Source organism: Streptomyces sp. G45 (genome assembly GCF_049542095.1).
Lineage (GTDB): Bacteria > Actinomycetota > Actinomycetes > Streptomycetales > Streptomycetaceae > Streptomyces.
In genome coordinates this window covers 1,553,893-1,580,096 of the sequence record NZ_JBMUZU010000001.1, presented here as the reverse complement: position 1 = coordinate 1,580,096, position 26,204 = coordinate 1,553,893, and the positions used below count along the sequence as shown (strand labels likewise).

The 26,204-nt window shown below is 75.3% G+C and carries 17 protein-coding genes and 2 pseudogenes; 14 read left to right on the top strand and 5 right to left on the bottom strand.

All coding sequences use genetic code 11. From position 1 onward, the window contains the following. Positions 1-44: 44 nt before the first annotated feature. On the top strand, positions 45-1,076 hold the full coding sequence (locus tag ACOBQU_RS06215; protein ID WP_423624884.1) for a Gfo/Idh/MocA family protein: 1,032 nt from the start codon (positions 45-47) through the stop codon (positions 1,074-1,076). Then, positions 1,073-2,080 (top strand): Gfo/Idh/MocA family protein, encoded by a 1,008-nt coding sequence (locus tag ACOBQU_RS06210; RefSeq protein WP_423624883.1) that lies wholly within the window; start codon positions 1,073-1,075, stop codon positions 2,078-2,080. The genes ACOBQU_RS06215 and ACOBQU_RS06210 overlap by 4 nt, the downstream gene beginning before the upstream one ends. Before the next feature lie 205 nt (positions 2,081-2,285). Here ACOBQU_RS06210 and ACOBQU_RS06205 read toward each other — a convergent pair whose 3' ends face one another. Further along, complete coding sequence (locus ACOBQU_RS06205) at positions 2,286-3,665, bottom strand: CAP domain-containing protein (protein WP_423624882.1); 1,380 nt, start codon at positions 3,663-3,665, stop codon at positions 2,286-2,288. Positions 3,666-3,932: 267 nt separating this feature from the next. On the opposite strand from ACOBQU_RS06205, the gene ACOBQU_RS06200 reads away from it, so the two are divergent. From ACOBQU_RS06200 to ACOBQU_RS06185, 4 genes are all read left to right on the top strand, one after another. Further along, entirely contained in the window at positions 3,933-5,276 is a 1,344-nt protein-coding gene (locus tag ACOBQU_RS06200) for a radical SAM protein (RefSeq protein WP_423624881.1), read from the top strand. A 123-nt stretch (positions 5,277-5,399) separates the two neighbouring features. After that, on the top strand, positions 5,400-5,588 hold the full coding sequence (locus ACOBQU_RS06195; RefSeq protein WP_423624880.1) for a hypothetical protein: 189 nt from the start codon (positions 5,400-5,402) through the stop codon (positions 5,586-5,588). Between the two features lie 90 nt (positions 5,589-5,678). Continuing rightward, positions 5,679-6,407, top strand: coding sequence for an SDR family NAD(P)-dependent oxidoreductase (locus ACOBQU_RS06190; protein WP_423624879.1), 729 nt, complete (start codon positions 5,679-5,681; stop codon positions 6,405-6,407). An 11-nt stretch (positions 6,408-6,418) separates the two neighbouring features. Then, on the top strand, positions 6,419-7,000 hold the full coding sequence (locus ACOBQU_RS06185; protein ID WP_423624878.1) for a GNAT family N-acetyltransferase: 582 nt from the start codon (positions 6,419-6,421) through the stop codon (positions 6,998-7,000). 16 nt (positions 7,001-7,016) lie between these two features. Here the strand turns inward: ACOBQU_RS06185 and ACOBQU_RS06180 are convergent, their stop codons facing one another. Further along, on the bottom strand, positions 7,017-8,000 hold the full coding sequence (locus tag ACOBQU_RS06180) for a DUF5937 family protein (RefSeq protein ID WP_423624877.1): 984 nt from the start codon (positions 7,998-8,000) through the stop codon (positions 7,017-7,019). A 205-nt stretch (positions 8,001-8,205) separates the two neighbouring features. On the opposite strand from ACOBQU_RS06180, the gene ACOBQU_RS06175 reads away from it, so the two are divergent. Further along, positions 8,206-8,718, top strand: a complete 513-nt coding sequence (locus tag ACOBQU_RS06175) for a nuclear transport factor 2 family protein (RefSeq protein WP_423624876.1) — start codon at positions 8,206-8,208, stop codon at positions 8,716-8,718. 107 nt (positions 8,719-8,825) lie between these two features. On the opposite strand, the gene ACOBQU_RS06170 is transcribed toward ACOBQU_RS06175, so the two are convergent. Next, positions 8,826-10,337, bottom strand: coding sequence for an amino acid permease (locus ACOBQU_RS06170; RefSeq protein WP_423634290.1), 1,512 nt, complete (start codon positions 10,335-10,337; stop codon positions 8,826-8,828). Between the two features lie 312 nt (positions 10,338-10,649). After that, positions 10,650-11,648 carry a hypothetical protein gene (locus ACOBQU_RS06165; RefSeq protein ID WP_423624875.1) on the bottom strand — a complete coding sequence of 333 codons (999 nt, stop codon included), beginning with the start codon at positions 11,646-11,648 and terminating at the stop codon, positions 10,650-10,652. 446 nt (positions 11,649-12,094) lie between these two features. Here ACOBQU_RS06165 and ACOBQU_RS06160 point away from each other — a divergent pair, with 446 nt between their 5' ends. The 4 genes and pseudogenes from ACOBQU_RS06160 (at position 12,095) to ACOBQU_RS06145 (ending at position 17,301) form a co-directional block, all read left to right on the top strand. Continuing rightward, positions 12,095-13,537: an FGGY family carbohydrate kinase gene (locus tag ACOBQU_RS06160; RefSeq protein ID WP_423624874.1), complete on the top strand. Its 1,443-nt coding sequence runs from the start codon at positions 12,095-12,097 to the stop codon at positions 13,535-13,537. After that, complete coding sequence (locus ACOBQU_RS06155; RefSeq protein ID WP_423624873.1) at positions 13,537-14,985, top strand: FAD-dependent oxidoreductase; 1,449 nt, start codon at positions 13,537-13,539, stop codon at positions 14,983-14,985. The genes ACOBQU_RS06160 and ACOBQU_RS06155 overlap by 1 nt, the downstream gene beginning before the upstream one ends. Further along, positions 14,985-15,980 (top strand): annotated as a pseudogene (locus tag ACOBQU_RS06150) (NAD(P)/FAD-dependent oxidoreductase); the annotation flags it as partial. The gene ACOBQU_RS06155 and the pseudogene ACOBQU_RS06150, both read left to right, overlap by 1 nt. A 508-nt stretch (positions 15,981-16,488) precedes the next feature. Continuing rightward, a complete protein-coding gene (locus tag ACOBQU_RS06145) occupies positions 16,489-17,301 on the top strand; it encodes an AfsR/SARP family transcriptional regulator (protein WP_423624872.1) in 813 nt (270 codons plus the stop codon). A gap of 147 nt (positions 17,302-17,448) precedes the next feature. Here the strand turns inward: ACOBQU_RS06145 and ACOBQU_RS06140 are convergent, their stop codons facing one another. After that, a complete protein-coding gene (locus tag ACOBQU_RS06140; RefSeq protein WP_423624871.1) occupies positions 17,449-18,966 on the bottom strand; it encodes an AMP-binding protein in 1,518 nt (505 codons plus the stop codon). Between the two features lie 279 nt (positions 18,967-19,245). Between ACOBQU_RS06140 and ACOBQU_RS06135 the strand changes: the two genes are divergently transcribed. The 3 genes and pseudogenes from ACOBQU_RS06135 to ACOBQU_RS06125 all read left to right on the top strand — a co-directional run bounded on the left by ACOBQU_RS06135 (position 19,246) and on the right by ACOBQU_RS06125 (position 26,155). Continuing rightward, a complete protein-coding gene (locus ACOBQU_RS06135) occupies positions 19,246-20,238 on the top strand; it encodes a 4-aminobenzoate N-oxygenase (RefSeq protein ID WP_423624870.1) in 993 nt (330 codons plus the stop codon). A 119-nt stretch (positions 20,239-20,357) separates the two neighbouring features. Further along, positions 20,358-24,301, top strand: a pseudogene (locus tag ACOBQU_RS06130) (type I polyketide synthase); the annotation flags it as partial. Continuing rightward, positions 24,275-26,155 carry a type I polyketide synthase gene (locus ACOBQU_RS06125; protein WP_423634288.1) on the top strand — a complete coding sequence of 627 codons (1,881 nt, stop codon included), beginning with the start codon at positions 24,275-24,277 and terminating at the stop codon, positions 26,153-26,155. The pseudogene ACOBQU_RS06130 and the gene ACOBQU_RS06125, both read left to right, overlap by 27 nt. Positions 26,156-26,204 lie beyond the last annotated feature (49 nt).

Below are 26,204 nucleotides of genomic sequence, written 5' to 3'. Positions count from 1 at the left end.
GTGCCCACCCGCGCGCACCCGGTGCAGAAAGGACCGTGACCTCCATGGAACGGCTTCAGGTCGGCCTGCTCGGCGCGGGCGGCATCGCCCGCGCCCACCTGCCCGGCTGGCTGGAACTCGGCGCCGCCGTGCGCGTGCACACCCACGACGGCTCCGCCGAGAAGCTCGCCGCGGAGTACGCCGGGCGCGGCCACGACGTCACCGCCGTGGCCACGCTCGACGAACTCGTCGACCGCTGCCGCGCCGTCGACATCTGCACCCCGACCCCCACCCACAAGGACCTCGCCCTGGCCGCGATCGCCGCGGGCCGCCACGTCGTGTGCGAGAAGCCGCTCGCCCTGACGGTGGCGGACGCGGTCGCCATGGCCACGGCCGCCGACGCGGCGGGCGTCCGGCTGCACCCGGCGCACGTCGTGCGCTACTTCCCGGCGTACGCCGCCATGCGCCGGGCCGTCCTCGGCGGCGAGCTGGGCCCGCTGGCCGTGCTGCGCTTCACACGGAGCAGCGCCCGGCCCCAGTGGGCGCCGTGGTTCGGGGACCCCGCCCAGTCCGGCGGCGTCCTGATGGACCTGATGGTGCACGACCTGGACATCGCGCGCTGGGTCGCGGGCCCGGTGGTGCGCGTGCACGCCCAGACCCGCGGCGCGGAGCGCGCCACCGGCACGCCCGCCGACGTGGTCACCGCGACCGCCGTGCTCACCCACGCCTCCGGCGCCATCAGCCACGTCAGCGGCCTGTGGGGGCTGCCGGACCAGCCGTTCCGCACCACGTTCCGCGTCGCCGGGGCCGACGGCGTGCTGCACCACGACTCGGCGGCGGTGCCCGGCTTCCGCATCACCGCGCAGGGCGTGCGCGCCCCCAACGAGGGCATCCCCTCGACGCCGATGACCGAGAGCCCGTACCTGAGCGAACTGCGCGAGTTCGCCGCGGCCTGGGACGACCCCGGCCTCGTACCGCGCGTCACCGCGCGCGACGGCGTCGAGGCGATCCGGATCGCCCGCGCCGCCATCGAATCGAGCCGCACCGGCCGGGCCGTGCAACTAGAGGCCGTGCAACTGGAGGAGGTCACGCGATGAAGGTCGCCGTCCTGTCGTTCGCCCATGTCCACGCGGCCACGTACCTCAAGCTGCTGCGGGCCATGCCGGGCGTGGAGGTCCTGGGCAGCGACCCGGACACCGACGCGGCCGCGCCCGGCGAGACCCGCGGCCGGACCGTCGCCGAGCCGCTCGGCGTCGCCTATGCCGACACCTACGAGGAGGCGTTCGCCTGGGGGCCGGACGCGGTGATCGTGTGCGCGGAGAACGCCCGCCACCGCCCGCTGGTGGAGCTGGCCGCCGCGCACGGCGTCGACGTGCTGTGCGAGAAGCCGCTGGCGACCACCGTCGCGGACGGCGAGGCGATGCTCGCCGCGTGCCGCGCCGCCGGGGTGCGGCTCGCGGTCGCCTACCCGGTGCGCTTCAGCCCGGCGTACGCGGCCGTGCGGCGCGCCGTCACCAGCGGCGAGACCGGCAGGGTCCTCGCCGTGACCGGCGCCAACAACGGGCAGCTGCCGACCCGGGCCCGCCGCTGGTTCGCCGACCGGGCGCTCGCGGGCGGCGGCGCCCTGATGGACCACACCGTGCACATCGCCGACCTGCTCGACGACCTGTTCGCTGCCCGCGCCGTCGAGGTGTACGCGCAGACCAACAACGTCCTGTACGAGGACGAGACCGACGTGGAGACCAGCGGCCTCGTCACCGTCCGCTACGACAACGGCGCGGTCGCCACCCTCGACTGCAGCTGGTCGCACCCCCGCTCCCACCACTGGTGGGGCGGCCTGGAGCTGACCGTCGTCGGCGAGCGGGCCACCCTGGAGATGGACGCCTTCGACCAGCGCGTCGAGGGCTTCAGCGAACGCCGCCGCACCGGCTTCGCCGTCCCGTTCGGCATCGACCTCGACGAGCGGATGCTGCGCGTGTTCCTGTTCGGCCCGGGCGCGGACGGCATGGACGTCGCGGACGGGGAGGGCGGGGTGCGCACGGTGCGGATCGTGGAGGCGGCGTACGCGTCGGCGCGGGCCGGGGCGCCGGTGGTGCTCTGAGGGGTGGGGGGGCTGGTGCTGGGGGCGTCTGCGGGTGTGTCGCGGTGGCTCGCGCAGTTCCCCGCGCCCCTTCGGGGGCGCGGCTGGTCGGCCCTTGGACAACTGCGTCCAGTACGTCCCCGCCGTGGCGTGCTGGCGTTGGGTCGTCGTGTGCGGGTGGGTCGTGGTCGCTCGCGCCGTTCCCCGCGCCCCTTTCGGGGCGGCTTCAGCCGCCGAACAGTTGCGTCCAGTACGTCCCCGCCGCGCCGCCTCCCACGAAGCCCACTCCCAGGTGGGTGAAGGACGGCTTGAGGATGTTCGCCCGGTGGCCCGGGCTGTTCATCCAGCCGGTGACGACCTCGGTGGGGGAGCGCTGCCCACAGGCGATGTTCTCCCCGATCCGACGATGCGTACTGCCCGCGGCGGCGGCCCGGTCCCAGGGCTCGCTGCCGTCCGGCGCGGTGTGCGCGTAGAACCCGCGGGCCACCATGTCCGCGCTGTGGCCCTGCGCCGCGGCGGCGAGCCGCGGATCCGGGGCGAGCGGGCCGAGCCCGGCCGCGGCCCGGTGGCCGTTGGTGAGCGCCAGCACCTCGGCCGTGGCCCTGGCGAGCCCGCCCGGCGAGAACGGCTCCGCCCACACCGCCGTCCAGAACACGTCGTCCCCGCGCCGGTCGGTGACCTCGGCCACCCCGACGTGCGTGAAGGCCCGCTCCAGGACCGTGCCCCGGGTGCGGTCCTGGCCCAGGCAGTAGTCGAGGAAGCCCACGGGGTCGCGCGGGCCCGACACCAGGTGCTCGCCGATGGCCAGGTACGCGTACCCGGTCGCCGACACCCGCTGGTAGAGCGACGTCCCGTCCGGGCCCTCCGTCGCCAGCGCGCCCCGCTGCGCCATGCCAGCCGAGTGCGCCCGGGCGGCCTCGGTCAGGCGGGCGTCGAGCTGGACAGCGGGGGCGCCCGCGGCGGCGCGCGCCGCGTTCACCTGAGCGAGGAAGCCCTGGAGCGGGCCCGGCGGCGCGGCGGTGGGCGCCGGGGCGGGCGCGGCCGCCGACACGCGGGGGCGCGGCATCACCACGGTGACGGCCTCGCTGGCGGGCACCGGCGCACCCGGCGGGTCCGCCGGGTCCGGCTCGTCCGTCACGTCCAGGCCGAAGTCCCGTGCGACCCCCGCGAGCCCGTCCGCGTACCCCTGGCCGAGCGCGCGCAGCTTCCAGGCCGGGCCCCGGCGGTAGATCTCCGCGACCAGCAGCGCCGTCTCCTCGCGGGGCCGGGGCGCGGCGAAGCGGGCGACGGGCTCGCCGCGCGGCCCCTCGACCCGCAGCGCGACGGCGGGCAGCCGGCCCAGCGGCGTCTCCGGCTCGGCGGGGCTGACCACCAGCGTGACGCGGCTCGCGCCGGGGCGCAGCCGGGCGGCGTCGACCGTGAGCGCGTCGGCGCCGAGGCGGGCGCCGGGGGCCGTCGGCTGGTTGTAGAACACGAAGTCGGCGTCGCCCGCGACCTTGCCGTCGTCGCCGGTGATCACGGCCGACAGGTCGAAGGGGCCCGGCACCCGCAGGGTGAGGGGGCCGGGCGGCAGGGGCGCGTTGCCCCCCGGGACCAGGTCGTACATCGGCACCGCCTGTTCGCTTCGGTCGCGGACACTGACCGGGGAACGCGCGAACGGCCCACGAGGGTTCCCTCGCGGGGGGCGCCCCAGACCCGCCCCTTTCCCGAAACTGGGGCTCCGCCCCAGACCCCGCTCCTCAAACGCCGGAGGGGCTGGATCTTCCGGCCCTCCGGAGTTCGGGCGCCCCCCGGCCGGACCGCGCCCGCGGCGGTATTAGCGTGGACCCCGTACACGGATGTAAACGCCCGACAGGATCCGAGGTGTCCGCCCATGCCCAGGCGTACGGAGTTGATCGAAGGACTCATGCAGCGGCACCCCAAGGTGCCGCGCGAGGCCGTGATCAAGGAGGACCTGCTGCGCGGCGGCGTGGCCTTCGACGAGTCCGCGCTCAGCGACAGCGCCAACGAGGCCTCGGGCGACGTCAAGCCGAAGTCGTACTTCATCTTCTCCTTCGACCACGGCACGCTGCCGGAGCTGGGCGCCGCCGCCCTGCGCCGCCCGCCCGAGGAGATCGTGCTGACCGGCGGCCCCTACGAGCTGCGCCGCACGGTGGTGTCCGTGCGGGTCAACCCGTCGTCCCCGTACCGCGTGGCCGCCGACGACGACGGCGTGCTCGGGCTCTACCTGGACGGCCAGCGGATCTCGGACGTCGGCGTGCCGCCCATGCCGGAGTACTACCGGCACAAGCTGGCCAACGGGAAGTCGGTGATGGAGGTCGCCCCCACCATCCAATGGGGGTACCTGATCTACCTCACGGTCTTCCGGGTCTGCCAGTACTTCGGCGCCAAGGAGGAGTGCCAGTACTGCGACATCAATCACAACTGGCGCCAGCACAAGGCGGCGGGCCGCCCCTACACGGGCGTCAAGCCCGTCGAGGAGGTCCTGGAGGCCCTGGAGATCATCGACCGGTACGACACCGCGAAGGCCTCCACCGCCTACACCCTCACCGGCGGCGCCGTCACCTCGCACATCGGCGGCAAGGACGAGGCCGACTTCTACGGCCAGTACGCCAAGGCCATCGAGGAGCGCTTCCCCGGCCGCTGGATCGGCAAGGTCGTCGCCCAGGCGCTGCCCAAGGCGGACGTCCAGCGCTTCCACGACTACGGAGTGCGGATCTACCACCCGAACTACGAGGTGTGGGACCCCTACCTGTTCGAGCGCTACTGCCCCGGCAAGGAGCGCTACGTCGGCCGCGACGAGTGGCACCGCCGCATCCTCGACTCCGCCGAGGTCTTCGGGCCCCGCAACGTCATCCCGAACTTCGTCGCGGGCGTCGAGATGGCCGAGCCCTTCGGCTTCAAGACCGTCGACGAGGCCATCGACTCCACCGTCGAGGGCCTGCGCTACTTCATGGCGCACGGCATCACCCCGCGCTTCACCACCTGGTGCCCCGAGCCCACCACGCCCCTCGGCAAGGCCAACCCGCTGGGCGCGCCCCTGGAGTACCACGTGCGGCTGCTCCAGGAGTACCGCGCCACCATGGAGGAGTTCGGCCTGTCCTCGCCGCCCGGCTACGGCCCGGCCGGTCCCGGCAACGCCGTGTTCTCGGTCAGCTCCTTCATGGACAGCCTCCCGGCGGAGGAGGCGGCGCCCGAGGCACCCGAGAAGGTCTAGCGCGCTCCGGGCGCCGTGGCGCATCGATTCTGCGGCCTCGTCCGGGTGACGCGGCGCGTACCGGGACACCGCCTCGGGCAGCTCTGCGGAGGATCACCCACCTCGTACGCAGAAAGGCTGTTCATGCGCCGTATCGCTGCCCTCGCCGTTGGAACGCTCGCCGTCCTCGGGGCGCTCGCCGCACCGGCGAGCGCCGTTCCCGACCCGGTGGCCACCGTCGACTGCGCGGTCCAGGAGGTGACGGGCCTCGTGGACCTCGCGAGCCCCGGCGTCCCGACCGAGGTACCGGCCACGGGGTGCCTCGCGCCGTGACCTGAGCGCGGGGGCCCGGGACCCGTCCCGGGCCCCCGGCCGTCGCCTCGTACACTGCGGCCACAAGATCGTCGAGTTCGGAGGGGCCGCATGACCCAGCGCGTCACCGTGATCACCGGCGGCAGCCGCGGCATCGGCGCCGCCGTCGCCCTGCGCCTCGCCCGCGACGGGCACGACATGGCCCTCGGCTACCGCTCGGACGCGGCCGCCGCAGAGAAGGCCGCCGACGCCGTCCGCGGCACCGGCCGCCGCTGCGTCACCGTCCGCCTGGACACGGCCGACGAGCACGACGTCGACCGGCTCTTCGACACCGCCGCCGCCGAACTCGGCCCGGTCACGGGCCTGGTGAACAACGCGGGCGTCAGCGGCCCGAACGGGCCCCTCGCCGAGGCCGACGCGGCGGGCATGCGCCGCGCCCTCGACGTGAACGTCCTCGGCTATCTGCTCTGCGCCCGCCGCGCGGTCCGCGACATGACCCGCACCGGCGGCGCCATCGTGAACGTCTCCTCGGCCGCCGCCACGCTCGGCAGCCCCGGCCAGTACGTCCACTACGCCGCCACCAAGGCCGCCGTCGACACCATCACCGTGGGCCTCGCCAAGGAGGTCGCGCCGCTCGGCATCCGCGTCAACTGCGTGGCCCCCGGCATCATCTGGACCGAGTTCCACGAGGACCCGCAGCGCCCCGCGAAGCTCGCCGACACCATCCCGCTCGGCCGCGCGGGCCGCCCCGAGGAGGTCACCGGGGCCGTCTCCTGGCTCCTGTCGGACGACGCCTCGTTCACCACCGGCGCGGTGCTCCGCGTCGCGGGCGGAATGTGAGGGAGCGGGCCGTGGAGCTGCGCACCGCACGCCTCACCGACACCGTCGTGCTGCGCCCGGCGGCCCCCGCCGACGCCGAGGCCCTCGCCCGCGCCCACCGGCACAACCGCGCCCACCTCGCGCCCTGGGACCCCGAGCGCCCGCCCGAGTTCTTCACGGCCGCGGGCCAGCTGGCCGGGCTGCGGGCGTACGAGCAGGAGCGCGCGAAGGGGCTGCGGGCGCGCTGGCTGCTGTGGGACGAGGCCCCGGAGGGCCTGCGCGGGAGCGGCCCCGCGGTCGTCGGGGCCATCACCCTGTCGAACATCGTGGGCGGCCCGTTCCGCAGCGCCAACGTCGGCTACTGGATCGACGGGGCGTACACGGGCCGGGGCCTGGCCAGCGCCGCGGTGACCGCGGTGTGCGCCGCCGCGGACGCCGACCTGCGGCTGCACCGCCTGGAGGCGGGCACCCTGCCGCACAACGCGGCGTCGCAGCGCGTGCTGGCCAAGTGCGGCTTCGAGGAGTACGGCCTGGCGCGGGCCTATCTGCACATCAACGGCGCCTGGCAGGACCACCGGCTGTTCCAGCGCATCCTCAACGACCGCGAACCCTAGGGACGCTGACCCTCCGTCACCCGCCGGGCCGCCCGTCGAGCAGCGCGTCGCCCTCCGCGCTGCGCCGGTAGCGCACCACCTGCCGGTCCCGCTCCTTGAGCACCAGGCCGGTGCGGTACAGCACGCCCAGGTGGTACGAGACGGTGGCGGGCGCCAGGCGGTGGCGGGCGGCGAGTTCGCCGGTGGTGCGCGGCGCCGCGAGGTCGCCGAGCAGGGCGGCCCTGCTGCGGCCGAGCAGCCTGCCCACGCCGGGGCGGCGCGGCCGGTCCGCGGCGGAGCCGAGCCCCGCCGCCGGATAGCCGAGCACCGCGTTGCCCGGCTCGGCCACCTGGGCGCTGACGTGCGGCCAGCACGCGGCGGTCGGCGCGAGGACCAGCTCCGCGCCGTGGAAGTGGGCCGACTCCACGTAGTTCTTGCGGATCGACAGGCGGCCCCCGTCCCAGCTGACGTCGGGGTGCAGCGACCTCAGCAGGTGCCCCACGCCGTACGTGGCGATGTCCGTGGCCCGCGCGGCCACGTCCGCCTCCAGGGGCGCCCGCAGCGCGCTCCACCCGTCGGCGACCGCGTCCAGCCAGAACTGCCGCAGCCCGCTCGCGGCCCGCTCGGCGAAGGTCCCGTCCTCCACTGCCGTCCGCACGTCGGCGGGGACCGGGCCGCCCAGGAAGCGCTCCTCGTACACCTGGCGGGCGACCGTCTCCGGCGGCGTGGCGTCGACGGCCTCCACCTGCTCGGTGAACGCCCGCGCCGCCGGGACGAGCGGGGGCTTCGGGGTGAGCAGGTCGGGCATGTAGGTGGGGCCGCCCGGCACGGACAGGCAGCGGGCGACGAGCGCGACGTCCGGGTGGCGCAGCGACCAGCGGGCGGCGGCCCCCGGGTCGCCGAGCACCGGGTGCCGCCCGCCGGTGTACGCGTACCGCAGCCACCAGACGGCTTCGAGGGCGGGGGACGGGGCGAGGCGGACCCTGCCGAGGGACTCCGAGTCCAAGTGCGCGTGGATCACGCCTGTGGAGCGTAGCCCCGATGCGGGGGGCGGCCGCCATGCCAGAGTCGGCCATTCGACACGCCGGGTCGGCCATTCGACATGGTGGGGGCGGCCATTCGAACCTCGTCGAATTCCTTCTCAACGCCGCTTCCGGGAACTTGGCTGGGTGCCGGAAGGGAAGCGGGCGCGGGGCGGCGCGCCCGGCCGGAGGTGAGGAGGGTTGATGGTGCGGATGTGGCGGAACGTCGTGCTGACCGCCCTGCTGTGCGCGGCCACGGCGGTCGCGGCGACGGCCGGTGTCGCGGCCACCGGCGGCGTCGCCTCGGGCGGGCGGGAGCGGTCGGACTCGGGCACCGAAACCCGGCGCTGCGTCGAGCAGTTCGGCGCGGCCGTGCGGGCGTACGCGACGGCGACGCGGGAGCGGGACGCCGAGCGGTACAAGGCCCTGGTGCACGACGGCTACACGATCGTCTCCGCCGACGGCGAGGTCCGGTCGGGGAAGGCGGACTCGATGGCGTTCGTCGAGGAGCTGTTCGCCGACCCGTCCTGGCGCCGGACGCTCCACGAGCGGCGCCGGGTGGTGTCCGGCTGCGACACCGGGTTCGTGCTGTTCGACTCGGAGTACTCCAAGCCCGCCGACGGCCACCGGGCGCGGCTGCGGACCGGCCTCGGCTTCACCCGGGCCGACGGCCGCTGGCTGGTGCTGCACGACCAGAGCAGCCGCGTCGGCCGCTGAGGCGGCCGAGGCGGTGGGCGGCGGCCGGTGACGGTCTTGCCCGGACCGCGGTGCCGGGGCTCGCACGGGGGTCGGGCCCCGGCACCGCTTGGCCGTGCGTCAGGGCGTCAGATGATGCCCTCGGCGATCTCGGCCTGCTCCTTGTCGCTGCCGTACGCGGCGGGCGTGCTGTAGGAGCGGCGCGCCACGAACCACCAGATGGTGGCGAGGATCAGCACCACGGCGAGCGCGATGGACGCGTAGTTCATGGTGTCGACGGTCACCGGCGAGGCCTGCGGCAGGCAGAACAGGACGGTGACGAAGCCGACCCAGCACACGGCGATCCAGCCCACCGGCTTGCTCCAGCGGCCCAGGTTCCACGGGCCCGGCTGGAACCGGTCGCCCGCCTTGAGGCGCAGCAGCACGGGGATGGCGTAGGCGGGCGTGATGCCGATGACGTTGATCGCCGTGACGGCGCCGTACGCGGTGGACGAGTACAGCGACGGCAGCGCGATCACGCCCGCGAGGCCCACGGAGAGCCACACCGCGGGGACCGGCACCTGGGTGCGCGGGCTGACCTTGCGCCAGATGGCCGAGCCCGGCAGGGCGTTGTCCCGGCTGAACGCGAACACCATGCGGCTGGCGGCGGCCGTCTCGGCGTTGCCGCAGAACAGCTGCGCCACGATCACGATGAGCAGCAGCGCGGTCGCCCCCGACGTGCCGAGGCCGTCGATGAAGATCTGTGCGGGCGGCACTCCGGTGGCGGACTTCTGCGTGCCCACGTAGTCCTGGATGGCGAAGGTGAGGCCCGCGAGCAGGATGAAACCGGCGACCCAGGACGCCCAGATGGCCCGCACGATGCCGCGCGCGGCGGTCACCGAGGCGTTGGAGGTCTCCTCGGAGAGGTGCGCCGACGCGTCGTACCCGGAGAACGTGTACTGGGCGAGCAGCAGGCCGATCATGCACACGTACAGCGGGCTGGACCAGCCGGTGTCGTTGACGAACTCGCCGAAGACGAACGACGGCGACTTGTGCGAGTCGGGCACGATCGCGAGGACACCGACGATGACCGCGACGCCCGTCAGGTGCCACCACACGGAGATGGAGTTGAGGAGGCTGACCAGGCGCACGTTGAACAGGTTGAGCAGCGCGTGCAGCAGCAGGATGCACAGGAATATGACGAACGTGGAGCCCGCGGTGGGCGTGAAGTCGCTGTGCATGCTCACCAGGGCGCCGGTGAACAGGGCGGCGCCGTAGTCGATGCCCGCGATCGCGCCGAGCAGCCCGAGGAGGTTCAGCCAGCCCGTGTACCAGCCCCAGCGGCGCCCGCCGAGCCGGTCCGCCATGTAGTACAGGGCGCCCGAGGTCGGGTAGGCGCTGGTGACCTCGGCGAGCGCGAGGCCGACGAACAGGACCATCAGGCCGACGCCGACCCAGCCCCACATCATCACGGCGGGCCCGCCGGTGCTCAGGCCGAAGCCGTAGAGCGTCATGCAGCCGGACAGGATGGAGATCACGGAGAAGCTGATGGCGAAGTTGCCGAACCCGCCCATGCGGCGGGCGAGTACGGGCTGGTAGCCGAGCTCTCTGAGCCGCTGTTCCTCGTCCTGGTGCGGGGGCACCGGGACGGAGCTCGACATGGTGGTGCGTGACACGGTTCAACCTCCGGAAACGGGGGGTGCGGGGGTGTGTGGGGGTAAGGGGTGTGGGGGTAGGGAGTGTGGGGGGTGTGGGGGACTGTGGGGGGTGTGGGGGACTGTGGGGCGTGTGGGGGAGTACTAGGGGCGTGGGTACGCCGGATGCGCCGGTGTGCGGGGGCGCGGGGGTACGGGAAGGCGTTACGGGGGTGAGAGGGGCTAACGGTGTTGTGGGTGGTAAGGGGGCGGTAGGGGGCGGTGCCGCAGTGAGAGGGTGTTACGGGGGTGAGGGGGCAAGGGGGTGTTGGGTGCGCCTCAGCGCTGCCCGGGGCCCCGCGCCGCGTGGTAGCAGCGCGCGCGGGCCTGCACGAACGCCTCCGTGGCGGCCTCCGTGTCCCCGGGCGACTGGGTGCGGTACGTCCACGGCACGACGGTGAAGAACGGGTCGAGCACCTCGAAGACCCGGACCGCGTCGTGGAAGTGGTGCGCGCCCCACAGCGCGTGCGCCAGGTAGTTGAGGTCCAGCAGCGACGCCGACTCGGGGCGCGCGTGGTCGAACCACAACTGCAGGGCCCTGAGCGCGCTGCGCGTCGCGTCCTCCGCGACCCAGTGCAGGTCGAGGGCCCGCTCGCTGCCGCCGTCGCGCCGGTAGCGCTCCACCCGCACATACAGCGGCAGGACGTGCAGGGGCGAGCCCGCGGGCGCCGAAGCCGACGCCCAGTGCACGAAGTTCACCGCCTCCGTCAGCGGGGCGCCCGGCCTGCGGTGGTAGGCGAACTGGAGCATGCGGTGGTACGCCTCGCGGTTGCCGGGGTCGCGCTTGTCGGCCTCGGCGAGGATGTGCCAGGGGCCGGGGAACAGCATCGGCTCCGGGGCGGGCACCCGGTGCTCGTCCCACCGCTGGCCCTCGTCGAGCGTGGCGAGCGCGAGCAGGCAGATCCAGGGGACGGGGTCCTCGGGGGAGGTCTGCGAGGCGACGCGGCAGGCGTCGTTGGCCTCGCGCCACAGGTCGTTGGTGTGCCGGTGGCCCGCGCGGTGGGCGCGCAGGGCGCGCTCGACCGTGACGCGGGTGTGCAGGACCGTCGCGGCGACGCTGCGCGGCTCCTCGGAGAGCCAGGCGCGCACCACGTCGGAACCGGCGACGGCCGCCGCCAGGATCTGCGTGCGCTGGGTCCACAGGCCCCAGTCCGGGGTCTCGGTGAGCAGGTTCCTCGTCGACACCCAGCGGCCTGCCTTGAGGTCCTGGAGTACGGCGCGCAGCGGCGCGTCGTGACCGGCCGGGTGGTACACCGGGCGGGTTAAGGGCATCGACATGGGGTCCTCTGGGATTGGACGGGGGCTGGGCTTCGGCTGTTTCGTTCGGGGCGCCCGGGGGCGCTCGGAGGCGTACATGGGGCACATCTGGGGCGTACGTGGGGCTCGTGGGCGGTGGTAGCGCTGTGTCCTGTGTGTTTCTTGAGTGATGAACTGGTGTACGAGTGTGCGATGTTGTTTCGGCGGTCAGTGTAGAGCCGAGTCTTCCGATTACTGGGCGGTCCTCGGATCTTTCTTGACCAAGTTGTGTCAACGCGGCGCGCCGGTGTGAAGTTTGGGTTCCTTCTTGATCAACAGGAGTGTGGAACCCGACATTTGGGCGCTGAAGCCTCGGACCGGACGGTCCCCGCACCTCCCTTGACGGTCCCGCGCCCGGTGTAGCAGGCTGCCGCCGTGATCATGACCTCCCCCGGCGCGTGCGCCCCCGTGCGCCCCCGGCGGCCCCGATGACCGGCCAGGGTCCCGTCCTCGCCGTCGACCAGGGCACCTCCGGCACCAAGGCCCTCGTGGTCTGCCCCGAGCGGGGCGTGATCGGCTCCGGCGCCGCCCCCGTGCGCCCCCGCCACCTGCCCGGCGGCCTGGTCGAGGTGAGCCCCGGCGACCTGCTGGACTCGGTGCTCGACGCGGGCCGCGCCGCCCTCGCCGACGCGGACGAGCCGGTCACCGCCGTGGGCCTGGCGAACCAGGGCGAGACCGTGCTCGCCTGGGACCCGGCGACCGGTGAGCCGCTGACCGACGCCCTGGTGTGGCAGGACCGCCGCGCCGAGCCGCTGTGCGCCGAACTCGCCGAGCACGCCGAGGAGCTGCGGGCCCTCACCGGCCTGCCCCTCGACCCCTACTTCGCCGCCCCCAAGATGGCGTGGATCCGCCGCCACCTCACCCGCGACGGCACCGTCACCACCAGCGACGCCTGGCTGACGCACCGGCTCACCGGCGCCTTCGTCACCGACGCCGCCACCGCGGGCCGCACCCAGCTCCTCGACCTGGACACCGCCGCCTGGTCCGAGCGCGCCCTCGCCCTCTTCGGCCTCGACGGCGAGGCGCTGCCCCGCGTGGTCGACGCCGCCGAACACATCGGCACCACCACGGACTTCGGGTACGGGATTCCGCTCACCGGCCTCCTCGTCGACCAGCAGGCGGCGCTGCTCGCCCAGGACGTCACCGAGCCGGGCAGCGCCAAGTGCACCTACGGCACGGGCGCGTTCCTGCTCGCCCAGACCGGCGACCGGCCGCGCCGCGGCGACTCGGGCCTGGTCGCCTGCGTCGCCTGGCGCCTCGGGGGCCGCAGCAGCTACTGCCTGGACGGCCAGGTGTACACGGCCGCGTCCGCCGTGCGCTGGCTCACCGACCTCGGCGTGATCTCCGGCGCCGAGGACCTCGACGCGGTCGGCTCGGCCGTGCCGGACAGCGGCGGCGTCACCTTCGTGCCCGCGCTCGCCGGGCTCGCGGCGCCCTGGTGGCGCGGCGACCTGCGGGGCTCCCTCACCGGTCTCGGCCTGGACACCGCTCCGGGCCATGTGGTGCGCGCCCTGTGCGAGGGCATCGCTGCCCAGGTCGCCGAGCTGGCCGACGCGGTCGCCGCCGACCTCGGCGAGCCGCTGCGGAGCCTGCGCGTCGACGGCGGCCTGACCCGCTCGGCCCTGCTGATGCAGACCCAGGCGGACCTGCTCCAGCGCCCCGTGGAGGTCTCCGCCTTGCCGGACGTCACCGCGCTCGGCGTGGGCGCGGTCGCCCGCCTCGGCGCCGACCCGGGCCTCGCCCTGCGCGACGTCATACCGGCGTGGCGGCCCGCCGCCGTGTACGAGCCGCGCGTCAGCGCCGACGAGGCGGCGGCCCGGCGCGCCGCGTTCCGCTCCGAAGTGACGGCACTGCTGTCCCGTACGTCGTGATGAACTTCATGAACCAGGCCATGCCAGGGCGCGTCACCCGGAGCGGCGCGCTGCCGTCCGAGCCGTACGACGTCCTGGTCGTCGGCGCCGGAGTGGTCGGCGCCGCCATCGCCCGCGAACTGGCCCGGTACCGGCTGCGCACCGCGGTCGTGGAGGCCTCCGGCGACGTCGGCGAGGGCACCTCCAAGGCCAACACCGCGATCCTGCACACCGGTTTCGACGCCGTGCCCGGCTCCCTCGAGGCCCGGCTCGTGCGCGAGGGGCAGCGGCTCCTCGCCGACTATGCCGCCGAGACCGGCATCCCCGTCGAGCCGGTCGGCGCCCTCCTCGTCGCCTGGGACGAGGAGCAGCGCGCCGCCCTGCCCGGCCTGTTGGCGAAGGCCGAGCGCAACGGCCACCACGAGACCCGGCTGCTCGACGCCGCGGCCGTCCGCGCCCGCGAACCGCACCTGGGCCCCGGCGCCCTCGGCGCCCTCGACGTGCCCGGCGAGAGCGTCATCTGCCCCTGGACGACCCCCCTCGCCTACGCCACCCAGGCCGTGCGCTCCGGCGTGGACCTGCACCTCTACTGCCGGGTGAGCGCGGTCAGCCAGGGCGACGCGTCCGACGGCACCCCGCACACGCTGACCACCAGCCGCGGCCCCGTCCGCGCCCACCACCTCGTCAACGCCGCGGGCCTGGGCGCCGACACCGTCGACCGCATGCTCGGCCGCACCACCTTCACCGTCACGCCGCGCCGCGGCCAGCTCCTCGTCTTCGACAAGCTCGCCCGCGACCTGGTGCGCCACATCCTGCTCCCCGTGCCCACGGCCCTCGGCAAGGGCGTGCTCGTCGCACCCACCGTGTACGGCAACGTGCTGCTCGGGCCCACCGCCGAGGACCTGGACGACAAGCGGGCCACCGGCTCCACGGCCGAGGGGATCGCGGACCTGCGCGAGAAGGGCGCGCGGATCCTGCCCGCACTCCTCGACGAGGACGTCACCGCCGTCTACGCGGGCCTGCGCGCGGCCACCGAACACGCCGACTACCGCATCGACGCCTGGCCCGAGCAGCGCTACGTCACCGTCGGCGGCATCCGCTCCACCGGCCTGACGGCCTCCCTGGCCATCGCCGCGTACGTCGTGGACCTGCTCGCCGACACCGGCCTGCGCCTGGGCGAGGCGGGCGAGCTGGCGCCGCTGCGCATGCCGAACCTCGGCGAATCGTTCCCCCGGCCCCATCAGCGCGCCGACCTCATCGCCGCCGACCCGGAGTACGGCAGGATCGTCTGCCACTGCGAGCGCGTCACGCGCGGCGAGATCCGCGACGCCCTGCTGAGCACCGTGCCGCCCGCGTCCCTCGACGGGCTGCGGCGCCGCACCCGCGCCCGCGCGGGCCGCTGCCAGGGCTTCTACTGCGGTGCCGCCGTGCGGGACCTCTTCGAGCGGCGCGACTGGCTGGGGGCGTGATGAGGCACGAACGCGCGGTCGACGTGCTGGTCGTCGGCGCCGGTCCCGCGGGGCTCGCGGTCGCCGCCGCACTCGCCGCGGCGGGCGCGGGCCGCGTCGAGGTCCTGGAGCGCGAGGAGCGGGCGGGCGGCGTCCCGCGCCACTGCCACCACGGCGGCTTCGGCGCCCGCACTCTCGCGGGCCTGACCGGGCCCGGCGTCAGCGGCCCCCGGTACGCGCGGCGCTGCCTCGACGCCGCGATCCGCGCGGGCGCCACCGTCCGCACCGGCGTCACGGCCACCGGCTGGGCCGGTCCCCGCACCCTCGACACCACGTCACCCGCGGGCCTGGAGCGGCTCACCGCACGGGCGGTGGTGCTCGCCACCGGCGCCCGCGAGCGCCCCCGCACCGCCCGCCTCGTCCCCGGCAGCCGTCCCGCGGGCGTCTACACCACGGGGGAGCTCCAGCAGGCCGTCCACCTGTACGGCCAGGACGTCGGCCGCCGCGCGGTGGTGGTCGGCGGCGAGGCCGTGGCGTACGCGGCGCTCGGCACGCTGCGGCGCGCGGGCGTCGAGGTGGCCGCCCAGGTGACCGCCCGGCCGCGCCACGAGACCACGGCGTGGCAGGCCGCCGACGCGCGGCTGCGGCTCGGCGTGCCGCTCCTGACCGGCACCGAGGTCACCGAACTGCTCGGCCAGGGGCGGCTGTCCGCCGTCCGGCTGCGGCACCGCACCGGCCGCAGCACCCGACTCGCCTGCGACACCGTCGTGTTCACCGGCGACTTCGTGCCCGACCACGAGCTGGCGCGCCGGGGCGGCGTGCCGCTGGATCCCGCCACGCGCGGGCCCGCCGTCGACGCGGCGTTCCGCACCGCGGTCCACGGGGTCTTCGCGGTCGGGAACGCGGTCCACGAGGTGCGGCGCGCCGGTGCGGTGGCCGCCGAGGGGCGCCGCGCCGCGGTGGAGGTGCGGCGCTTTCTGTCCTCGGGGGAGTGGCCGCCCGCCGCGCGCCCTCTCGCGTAACCCCCTGTTCCTTCCTTTGAGCCAGTGCGCCCTCCCGCCGGGGGCATACCGGCGCGGCCGCCGGGTAGGAAAGGTTGTTTCTTCACACGCGAAGGGCTGCCCGGCCGTCTTGAATTGCTCGAACACGCCTTTGTTATTCGCAGAGGAATCGGTGAATCGAACACCGTGGCCCGTTGGCGCGCCCAGTCGCGGCGCCCGGCCGGAGATCTTCAGAGAACTTGCGTAACTGCCCAACGTATCCCAGGGAAATCCCTGGGAGTAACCGCAGTTTCACGCCATCAGGTCAGGTCAGCGGCATGGGTTAGCAAAGAGTGCGGGCCTAGAGTAACGCCCGGTCGAATGGGGAACGCTTCCCCCTCATTGCTTGTGCGGGACATATGAAAAGTCCACCCGTGAACCGGCAGGGCGCTCGGACGGGCGATGTGGACGGCGTTCCGACCATCGGCAGGGGGAGATCGGTGACCATTGAAAAACAGTGTTATCAGGGGGAGTAGTGATGTCTGTGAAAACTGTTGCGGAACTGACCGGTGAACTCTCCTTCAGCATCCTGGGGCCGCTCGCGGTGTGGTCGCCCGGCGGCCCCCTGCCCCTGGGCCCGGCGCGCCAGCGCGCCGTCCTGTCGGCGCTGCTGCTCGCCCCCGGGCAGGTGGTGGGCGCCGAGCGGCTGACGGAGGCCATCTGGCCCGCCGGACCACCCGGCAACGTGGTCGCGAGCCTGCACAGTTACGTCTCCCATCTGCGCCGCCAGCTGGAGCCGGACTGCCCGCCCCGCGGCCGCAACCGCATCCTGCGCCGCGAGCCGCACGGCTATGTGCTCGCCGTCGAGATGGAACGGGTCGACGCCTGCCGCTTCGAGGGCCAGCTCCGGTACGGGCGCCAGCTGCTGAGGGACGGCCGGTTCGCGGCGGCCAGCCGCGCCCTCGCCGGGTCCCTCGCGTTATGGCGCGGCGCGCCGTACGCCGAACTCGGCGACTACGAACCGGCCGTGCGCGAGGCGGCCCGCCTGGAGGAGCTGCGCCTGGTCACCTGGGAGGCCCTGTGGGAGGCCGAGCTGGCCTGGGGCCGGGACAACGGCACGGCGGTGGCCGAGCTGTCCGCGCTCAGCGCCCGCTACCCCACCCGCGAACGCCTCGGCTGGCTGCTCATGGTGGCGCTGTGCGAGGTCGGCCGACAGGCGGAGGCGGTCCGCGTCTACCACCGCATCCGCGGCGCCCTCGCCCAGGAACTCGGCGTGGACCCGGGCCGCGACCTCAGGGTCCTGTTCACCCGCATCCTGCGGGACGAGTCCGTCGGGCGCATGTGCCTCCAGCCCTGAGCGGGCGCGGCGGCGTCCGCCGCGGCGCGGTACGGGCGAGGGGCGCGGGGCCGTGCGGCTGTGCCGCGCGGGCGCGCCCGGCCGCCGCGAAGCCGTGCACGGGCGGCGGCCCGTCGCGGCGCGGACCGCGGAACGTGGCGGCCGCCGTCAGTTGATCCGCCGGTCCTGACCCGCCCAGTACGGCTCCCTGAGCCTGCTCTTGCGGACCTTGCCGTTGCTGGTGCGGGGCAGCGCCTCGCGGAACTCCACGGACGTGGGCGCCTTGTACCGGGCGAGCCGCTCCTTGCAGTGGGCGATCAGCTCGCCCTCGGCAGGCCGGGCCCCGGGGGCGGGCACGACGAGCGCCTTGACGGTCTCGCCCCACCGCTCGTCCGGCACGCCGACGACGGCCGCCTCCGCCACCGCCGGATGGCTCAGCAGGCACTCCTCGACCTCCACCGACGACACGCTCTCCCCTCCGGAGACGATGACGTCCTTCAGCCGGTCGAACAGCTCCAGGTGCCCCTCGCCGTCGAAGGACCCCACGTCACCGGTGTGGAACCAGCCGTCGTCGAGCGCCGCCGCGCTCGCCGCCCCGTCCTGCCAGTAGCCGTCGAGGACCATGTTGGAGCGCGCCAGCACCTCGCCGCGCTCCCCCGTCCGCAGCCGCACGCCGAGCGCGGGCACACCCGCCCGCGTCAGGCCCCCGCCGCCCGGGGCGCCCGGCAGCCGCCGGTTGAAGGTGAGCAGCGTCGTCTCGGTCAGCCCGTACACCTGGAGGAACTCCCAGCCCAGCTCGTCCTCCACCCGCGCCACCAGGCGCTCGCTCACCGGCGCGCCCGCGCAGATGATCCGCACCTTGCCGCGCCCCGGCACCTCGCCCGGCCAGTCGCGGGCCGCCCGCAGCACGGCGTCCCACACCGCCGGGGCCCCGAACGCCAGCGTCACGCCGTGCTGCTGGACCCGCCGCAGGATCTCCGCGCCGTCGATCCGGCGCAGCAGCACCTGCCGCGCGCCGAGCCCGGCGAGCAGGAACGGTACGCCCCAGCCGTTGCAGTGGAACGTCGGCAGCGTGTGCAGATAGACGTCGCCCTCCCAGATCCGCGCGTGCACGCCGAACGTCATCGCGTTCAGCCAGACCGCGCGGTGGGTGAGCGCCACGCCCTTGGGGCGCGCGGACGTGCCGGAGGTGTAGTTGAGGGTCGCGACCGCGTTCTCGTCGGGCCGCGACCAGGGGCGCGGCTCGGTGTCGTACCGCATGACCTGCGTCTCGGTCTGCTCGCCGAGCACGAACCGCTTCGGCCCCTCGACCGTGCCGAGCGCCGCCTCCACGTCGGGGTCGGCGAACACCACCGACGCGTCGCACTGCCGCAGCACGTACGCGATCTCCTCCGGTGTGAGGCGGTAGTTCACCGGCACGCAGATCCGGCCGCTCGCCGTCACCGCGTACAACAGCTCAAGCAGGCGGGCCGAGTTGGGGCTCACCACCGCCACCCGCTCGCCCTCGCCGACGCCCAGCGCGTCCAGGCCCGCCTGCCAGGCCCGGATCCGGCGGAGCAGTCCGCCGTACGTGGTCGTCGGCAGCGGGCCGCCCGGCTGGTACGGCTCGTCGACGAGCGCGGTGCGGCCGTACGCGGCGGCCCCGGCGCGGTCGAGGAAGTCGGCCGTGGTGAGCGGTACGAGCATGATGCGTCCTCACAGGGAGTGCCGGTGGACGGTCAACGACGGTGCTCGGCGCGGCCGGACGGGGGCCGGGCGGGCCTGCCGAAGGCGCGGGCACGGGCGGTGGGCGCCCCGGTCACCTCGGCGTTCGCCCCATCCTGGCATCCCCGCCGCCCGGGAAGAAGCCCGCTTCGGCCGCCGCCAAGTCCCGTCCAAGAAACCGCCAAGAGCGGCCGGTGACGATGCAGCCGCACTGCGACCACCGGTACGAAGGCCGGGCGGACGACACGAGAGGAGCCGGGCGTGGTGACCACCTGGGCGGCCAAGGGGTGGACCGAGGAGCACGGCATAGGCAGCGCCACGCTGCGCCGACTGGTCGCCGCCTGGCCACGGCGGGCCGCCGTCGCCAACCGGCCCGAGGTCTTCCAGGAGCCCGCCGCCTACGACCCCGGGATACCCGACTACCCGCTGGACATCGTGCCGTTCGCCGAGCACCCGCGGTTCCTCGCGGCCAGCCCCGAGCAGCGGCAGCGGGTCCTGACGGGCCTGTGGATCGGCTACAACGAGCGCGTCATCGCCACCGAGCACCTCGTCGCCGAGCCCGCCTTCGACCTCGTCATGCGCGGCGTGTTCCCCGGCAGCGACGACCCTGTCGTCCGGCAGGGCGTGCAGCAGGCGATCGTGGACGAGAGCTTCCACACGTACATGCACATGCTCGCCATCTCCCGCACCCGGGAGCTGCGCCGGGTGACCAGCAGGCCCGAGCAGCCCCCGCTGGTCACCTACCGGAGGCTGCGCGAGACCCTCGCCACGATGCCCGAGCGGTGGGAGCGCGACGTGGCCGTCCTGGTGTGGGGCGCGGTCGCCGAGACCTGCATCAACGCGCTGCTCGCGCTGCTCGCCCGGGACACCGCGATCCAGCCCCTGCACTCCCTGATCACCACCCTGCACCTGCGGGACGAGACGGCGCACGGCTCGGTCGTCATCGAGGTCGTCCGGGAGCTGCACGCCCGGATGAACGCCGAGCAGCGCCGGACCCTCGCGCGCTGCCTGCCGCTCGCCCTCGACTCGTTCGCCGAGCAGGACCTGTCCACGCTGCGGCTCGAACTGGTCACCGCGGGCGTGGCGGGCGCCGACGAGATCGTGGCCGACCTGCGGACCGCCGCCACCGGGCGGCGGCTCGTGCGGGACTTCTCCGGTGCCCAGCGCCTGGTCGAGGAGCTGGGCCTGGCCGACGAGGTCGACTTCGACTTCCCCGAGCGGCCCGACTGGTCGCCCGGCGCGGCGGCGCGGTGACACGGCCGCCGCACCCGCAGGGCCCCACACGCCACAGGGAAGCCACAGGGAAGGAAGCAACGATGGAGTGGAACGAGGGCCGCGACCGGCCGCTGCGCCAGCGCCTCACGGCCACGCGCGAGGCGGACCGGCACCGCCTGCTCCTCGACCTGATCCGCACGCACACGGCCGCCGCCCTCGACCGCGCGGACCTCGTGCTCGACCCCGGCCGGGCCTTCGGCGCGCAGGGCGTGCGCGGACGCGGCGCCGCACGGCTGCGCGAGCGCCTGGCCGAGGCGACCGGCCTCACGCTGTCCGCGACCGCCCTGTTCGACTACCCGACGCCCGCCGCGCTCGCCGAGCACCTGCGGGGGCGGCTGCTTGGCTCGTACGGCTCGTACGACGAGAAGGGCGCGTCCGGCGCGGACACCGCGTCCGGCTCGTACGGCGAAGAGGCCGCCGCGGAGTCGGGGGCCGGGTCCGGCGGCGCGCTTCACGACGAGCCGATCGCTGTCATCGGCATGGGCTGCCGCCTGCCCGGCGAGGTCGCGTCGCCCGACGACCTGTGGCGCCTGGTGCGCTCCGAGACCGACGCGATCACCGAGTTCCCGCGTGACCGCGGCTGGACCGTCGAGCAGGACCCCGACCCCGACCACCTGGGCACCACCGTCACCCGGCACGCCGGATTCCTCTACGACGCGCCCGACTTCGACGCCGACTTCTTCGGCATCAGCCCCGGCGAGGCCGTCACCATCGACCCGCAGCACCGGCTGCTCCTGGAGACGTCCTGGGAGGCCGTCGAGCGCTCCCGGATCGACCCGACCACGCTGCGCGGCAGCCGCACCGGCGTGTTCGTCGGGATCATGTACAGCGAGTACGGCGCCCGCATCCGGCACGTGCCGCCGAGCGCCGAGGGCTACCGCGTGGTCGGCAGCATGCCGAGCGTGGCCTCCGGCCGCCTCGCCTACGCGCTCGGCCTCGAAGGGCCCGCCGTGACCGTGGACACGGCCTGCTCGTCGTCGCTGGTGGCCCTGCACCTGGCCGCCCAGTCGCTGCGCGCGGGGAGTGCTCGCTGGCGCTCGCCGGGGGCGCCACCGTGATGGCCACGCCCTGGGGCTACATCGAGTTCAGCCGCCAGCGGGGGCTCGCGCCGGACGGGCGGTGCCGGTCGTTCTCCGCCGACGCGTCCGGCAGCAGCTGGTCCGAGGGCGTGGGCGTGCTCGTCCTGGAGAAACTGTCCGACGCGCGGCGCAACGGCCACCGCGTGCTCGCCGTCGTCCGCGGCTCCGCCGTCAACCAGGACGGCGCCTCGAACGGCCTGACCGCGCCCAACGGCCCCGCCCAGCAGCGCGTCATCCGCCAGGCCCTGGCCCACGCGGGCCTCACCGCCGCGGACGTCGACTGCGTGGACGCGCACGGCGCGGGCACCCAGCTCGGCGACCCCATCGAGGCGCAGGCGCTGCTCGCCACCTACGGCCGGGGCAGGCCCGCCGACCGGCCGCTGTGGCTGGGCTCGCTGAAGTCCAACGTGGGCCACACCCAGGCCGCCGCCGGGGTGTCCGGCGTCATCAAGATGGTCCTCGCGATGCGGCACGGCGTGCTGCCGCGCAGCCTGCACATCGCCGAGCCGACCCCGCACGTGGACTGGTCGTCCGGCGCGGTGCGGCTGCTCACCGAGGCCCGCGACTGGCCGCGGGCCGACCGGCCGCGGCGCGCCGCCGTGTCGTCGTTCGGCGTGGGCGGCACCAACGCCCACGTCATCCTGGAGCAGGCGCCCCCGGAGCCCGCCCCCGGCGCCTCGTCGGCGTCCGCCCCGGAGCCGTCCCTTGGGGTGGCGCCCGCCGACGACGGGCAGCGGCGCCCGCTGCCCTGGCTGGTGTCCGGCAGCGGCGCGGACGCGCTGCGGGCCCAGGCGCGCCGCGTCCGGGACTTCCTCGCGTCCGGCCCCGAGGCGCCGGACGCCGACGTGGCGTACTCCCTGGCGCGCACCCGGGCGGCCCTGGTGGACCGGGCCGTCGTGGTGGCCGAGGACCGCGCGGAGGCGATCGCCCGGCTCGGCGCGCTCGCCGACGCCGCCGACGGCGCGCACGACGACCGGACGGCCCGCGGCGTCGCCACCGCCCGCGACCGCGTCACGTTCGTGTTCCCCGGGCAGGGCTCCCAGTGGCCGGGCATGGCGGCCGAACTCATGAGCACCTCCACGGTGTTCCGCGCGTCCATCGAGGCCTGCGCCGAGGCGCTCGCCCCGCACACCGACTGGTCCCTGACGAAGGTGCTGCGCGGCGAGTCGGGCGCGCCCACCCTCGACCGCGTCGACGTGGTGCAGCCCGCGCTGTTCGCCGTGATGGTGTCGCTGGCCGCGCTGTGGCGGTCGTACGGGGTGGAGCCCGCCGCGGTCGTCGGGCACTCGCAGGGGGAGATCGCCGCCGCGCACGTCGCGGGCGCGCTGTCCCTCAAGGACGCCGCCCGCGTGGTGGCCGTGCGCAGCCGGGCGCTGCGCGTGCTGTCCGGGCGCGGCGGCATGGCCTCGGTCGTCGCGCCCGCCGAGCAGGTCCTGGCGAGCCTGGAGCCGTGGCGCGGCGCCGTGTCGCTCGCGGCGGTCAACGGGCCCCGCTCCGTGGTCGTCTCCGGGGACCCGCGGGCCCTGGACGAGGCGCTGGCCGCGTTCGACGCGGGCGGGGTCAGGGCCCGCAGGATCGACGTCGACTACGCCTCCCACTCGGCGCACGTCGACGAGATCCGCGACACCCTCCTCGACGCGCTGTCCGGCGTCGAGCCGCGCCCGGCGAGCGTGCCGTTCTACTCGACGGTGACCGGCGAACCCGTCGACACCACCGGGCTCGACGTCGCCTACTGGGTGCGCAACCTGCGCGACCCCGTCCAGTTCCACCGCACCGTGGACCGCCTCCTCGCCGACGGGCACACCACGTTCGTGGAGCTGAGCCCGCACCCCGTGCTCACCGTCGGCGTCCAGGAGGCCGCCGCCGAGGCCTCCGTGGGCGGCGCGGGCGGCGCGGACGTGCTGACCGTGGACTCGCTGCGGCGCAACGAGGGCGGCCTCGCCCGGATCCTCACCGCGCTCGCCGAGGCCCACGTCCACGGCGTGCCCGTCGACTGGACGGAGGCCTTCGCCCCCGCGCGGCCGCGCCTGACGGACGTGCCGACGTACGCCTTCCAGCGGCGCCGCTACTGGCTCGAAGACGCGGCGCCCCCCGACGCGGACGTGGCGTCGGCCGGACTCGACGGCGTCGACCACCCGCTGCTCAAGGCCGCGGTGCCGCTCGCGGACGGCAGCGGCGGCACCCTGTTCACCGGGACGCTGTCCGCCCGCACCCACCCCTGGCTCGCCGACCACGGCGTCGCCGACGTCCTCGTCGTACCCGGCACCGCGCTCGTGGACATGGCGCTGCACGCCGGGGCGCAGACGGGCCCCGAGGCGCTGGAGGAACTCGTCCTCCAGGCCCCGCTGATCCTGCCCGACGAGGGCACCGTCCGCGTCCAGCTCGCCGTCGCCGGGCCCGACGCGGACGGGCGGCGCGCCCTGACGCTGCACTCCCGGGCGGGCGACGCCGCCGCCGACGAGCCCTGGACCCGGCACGCCGAAGGCACCCTCGCGCCCGGCGGGCAGGGCGCGGAGCCGCCGCCGTCGGCCTGGCCGCCGCCCGGCGCCGAACCGGTCGACCTCGACGACTGCTACGGCGAACTGGCCAAGACGGGCCTCCACTACGGGCCCGCGTTCCAGGGGCTGCGCCGCTGCTGGCGCCTCGACGACGCGCTGTACGCGGAGGCCGAACTCCCCGAGAGCGCCGGGAGCGCCACCGGCCACGGGCTGCACCCCGCCCTGTTCGACGCCGTGCTGCACGCCGCCGCCCTCGCCGGGCAGCCGGGCGCGGCGCCCGGTGAGACCCGCCTGCCGTTCTCCTTCAGCGGCGTCTCCCTGCACGCCACGGGCGCCACGCGGGTGCGGGCCCGGCTGCGGTTCACCGGCCACGGCGGGCTCGCCGTCACCGTCACGGACCCCGCCGGGCGGCCGGTGGCCAGCGTCGGCACGCTGGGGATGCGGCCGGTGGCGGCGGAGTCCCTGCGGCGGGCCGCCGCCCTCGCGGACGCCTCGCTGCTGCGCCTGGAGTGGCGGCCCGCGCGGCCGCCTGCGCCGTCAGGGCCGTCAGGGCCCCGGGAGCAGCGGTGGGCGTGGCTCGGCGCCTTCGACGCGGGTGAGGCGCTGCGCGCCCGGGGCGTCGACTGCGCGCACCACCCCCGACTGGCCGCCCTGCTCGCCGACCTGGACACCGGGGGCGGCGCCCCCGACGTCGTCGTGCTCGCCGAGCGGCCGGACCCGGACGCCGTCGACCTGGCCGCCGCCGCGCACGCGGCCACCGGGCGGGTCCTGACCGCCGTACAGGACTGGCTGGCCGACGCCCGGCTCCAGGACTCCCGGCTCGCCGTCGTCACGCGCGGCGCGGTCGGGGCCGGTGGCGCCCCTGATCCGGTGCTGGCCGCCGTCTGGGGCCTGGTGGCGTCCGCCCAGGCGGAGCACCCGGGCCGGATCGTCCTCGTGGACCACGACGGGCTCGGCCCCTCGCTCGCCGCGCTGCCCGAAGCGGTGGGCGGTGACGCGCCCCAAGTCGCCCTGCGGGACGGGGTATCGCTGGTGCCGCGCCTGGCCCGCGTGACGGAGCCGGTGCCGTCCGGCGGACCGCCGTGGCGTGCGGACGGCACGGTCCTGGTGACGGGCGGCCTCGGCACCCTCGGCCGCCTCGTGGTGCGGCACCTGGTGACCGCGCACGGCGTCCGGCGGCTCGTGATCGTGTCCCGGTCCGGCGCGTCGGGCGACGGCGCCGCCGAGTTCCTGAAGGAGCTGCGCGCCGAGGGCGCCGCACTGCGCGTCGTCGCCGGGGACGCCGGTGACCGGGCCGTCGTCGACGAGGCCCTTGCGGCGGTCCCCGACGAGCACCCGCTGTCGGCCGTGGTCCACCTCGCCGGTGTCCTGGACGACGGCGTCCTTCAGGCGCAGACCCCCGAGCGCGTCGACCGGGTCCTCAGGCCCAAGGCGGACGGCGCCTGGCACCTGCACGCGGCGACGGCGGCGCGGGAGGCGGACGGGGCCGACGTGGCGTTCGTCGCGTTCTCGTCCGTGTCGAGCGTCCTCGGCCCCGCGGGACAGGCCGGATACGCGGCGGCCAACGCGTTCGTGGACGCCCTGATGGCCCGCCGCCGGGCCGCGGGCCTGAGGGGCGTCTCCCTCGGCTGGGGCCTGTGGGCCGCCCGCTCGGGCCTGACCGGCGACCTCGACGACGCCGACGTACGCCGCATGGCCCGCTCCGGCGTCAAGCCGCTCGCCAGCGACCAGGCCCTCGCCCTGCTCGACCTCGCCTGCGCCACCGGCGAACCCGTGCTGTTCCCGCTGCGCCTGGACACCGCGTCCCTCGGCGGCGGGGCCGCGGCGGACGTGCCGCCGCCGCTGCGCGGGCTCGCCCGCACCCCCGTGCGCCGCGCCAGCGTCGACGCCGAACAGGCGCCGGACGACGGCTCGTTGGCGGACCGCCTGGCCGGGCTGCCCGAGGGCGAGCGGGACGCGCTGCTGCTGAACCTGGTCCGCACCCACGTCGCCGCCGTCCTCGGCCACGACGACCCGCGGACCGTCGGCGAACGGCGCCCGTTCGCCGACATCGGCTTCGACTCGCTGCGCGCCCTCCAGCTCCGCAACCGCCTCGGCGGCGCCACCGGACTGCGCCTGTCGCCCACCCTGGTCTTCGACCACCCCACCCCGCTGGCCCTCGCCCAGCGGCTGCGCACCCTGCTGCTGCCCGACGTGCCGCACCAGGCGCCCGCCGGGCCCGAGCCGGAGCACCGCACCGGCGACGAGGTCAGGGACCGGCTCCGCTCGGCGTCCCCCGAGGAGGTCTTCGACTTCATCGACGACCTGCTCGGCGAGTAGCGCCAGCGGATCGAGCAGGCCGCCCCCGGCGCCCCGGACCGGAGCGCCG

What these genes read in the sequence shown, in the direction of transcription:
- ACOBQU_RS06215 (WP_423624884.1), top strand. Translation starts at nt 45, where the DNA reads ATGGAACGGCTTCAGGTCGGCCTGCTCGGCGCGGGCGGCATCGCCCGC.
- ACOBQU_RS06210 (WP_423624883.1), top strand. Translation starts at nt 1,073, where the DNA reads ATGAAGGTCGCCGTCCTGTCGTTCGCCCATGTCCACGCGGCCACGTAC.
- ACOBQU_RS06205 (WP_423624882.1), bottom strand. Translation starts at nt 3,665, where the DNA reads ATGTACGACCTGGTCCCGGGGGGCAACGCGCCCCTGCCGCCCGGCCCC.
- ACOBQU_RS06200 (WP_423624881.1), top strand. Translation starts at nt 3,933, where the DNA reads ATGCCCAGGCGTACGGAGTTGATCGAAGGACTCATGCAGCGGCACCCC.
- ACOBQU_RS06195 (WP_423624880.1), top strand. Translation starts at nt 5,400, where the DNA reads ATGCGCCGTATCGCTGCCCTCGCCGTTGGAACGCTCGCCGTCCTCGGG.
- ACOBQU_RS06190 (WP_423624879.1), top strand. Translation starts at nt 5,679, where the DNA reads ATGACCCAGCGCGTCACCGTGATCACCGGCGGCAGCCGCGGCATCGGC.
- ACOBQU_RS06175 (WP_423624876.1), top strand. Translation starts at nt 8,206, where the DNA reads ATGGTGCGGATGTGGCGGAACGTCGTGCTGACCGCCCTGCTGTGCGCG.
- ACOBQU_RS06170 (WP_423634290.1), bottom strand. Translation starts at nt 10,337, where the DNA reads ATGTCGAGCTCCGTCCCGGTGCCCCCGCACCAGGACGAGGAACAGCGG.
- ACOBQU_RS06165 (WP_423624875.1), bottom strand. Translation starts at nt 11,648, where the DNA reads ATGTCGATGCCCTTAACCCGCCCGGTGTACCACCCGGCCGGTCACGAC.
- ACOBQU_RS06160 (WP_423624874.1), top strand. Translation starts at nt 12,095, where the DNA reads ATGACCGGCCAGGGTCCCGTCCTCGCCGTCGACCAGGGCACCTCCGGC.
- ACOBQU_RS06155 (WP_423624873.1), top strand. Translation starts at nt 13,537, where the DNA reads ATGAACTTCATGAACCAGGCCATGCCAGGGCGCGTCACCCGGAGCGGC.
- ACOBQU_RS06140 (WP_423624871.1), bottom strand. Translation starts at nt 18,966, where the DNA reads ATGCTCGTACCGCTCACCACGGCCGACTTCCTCGACCGCGCCGGGGCC.
- ACOBQU_RS06125 (WP_423634288.1), top strand. Translation starts at nt 24,275, where the DNA reads ATGCGGCCGGTGGCGGCGGAGTCCCTGCGGCGGGCCGCCGCCCTCGCG.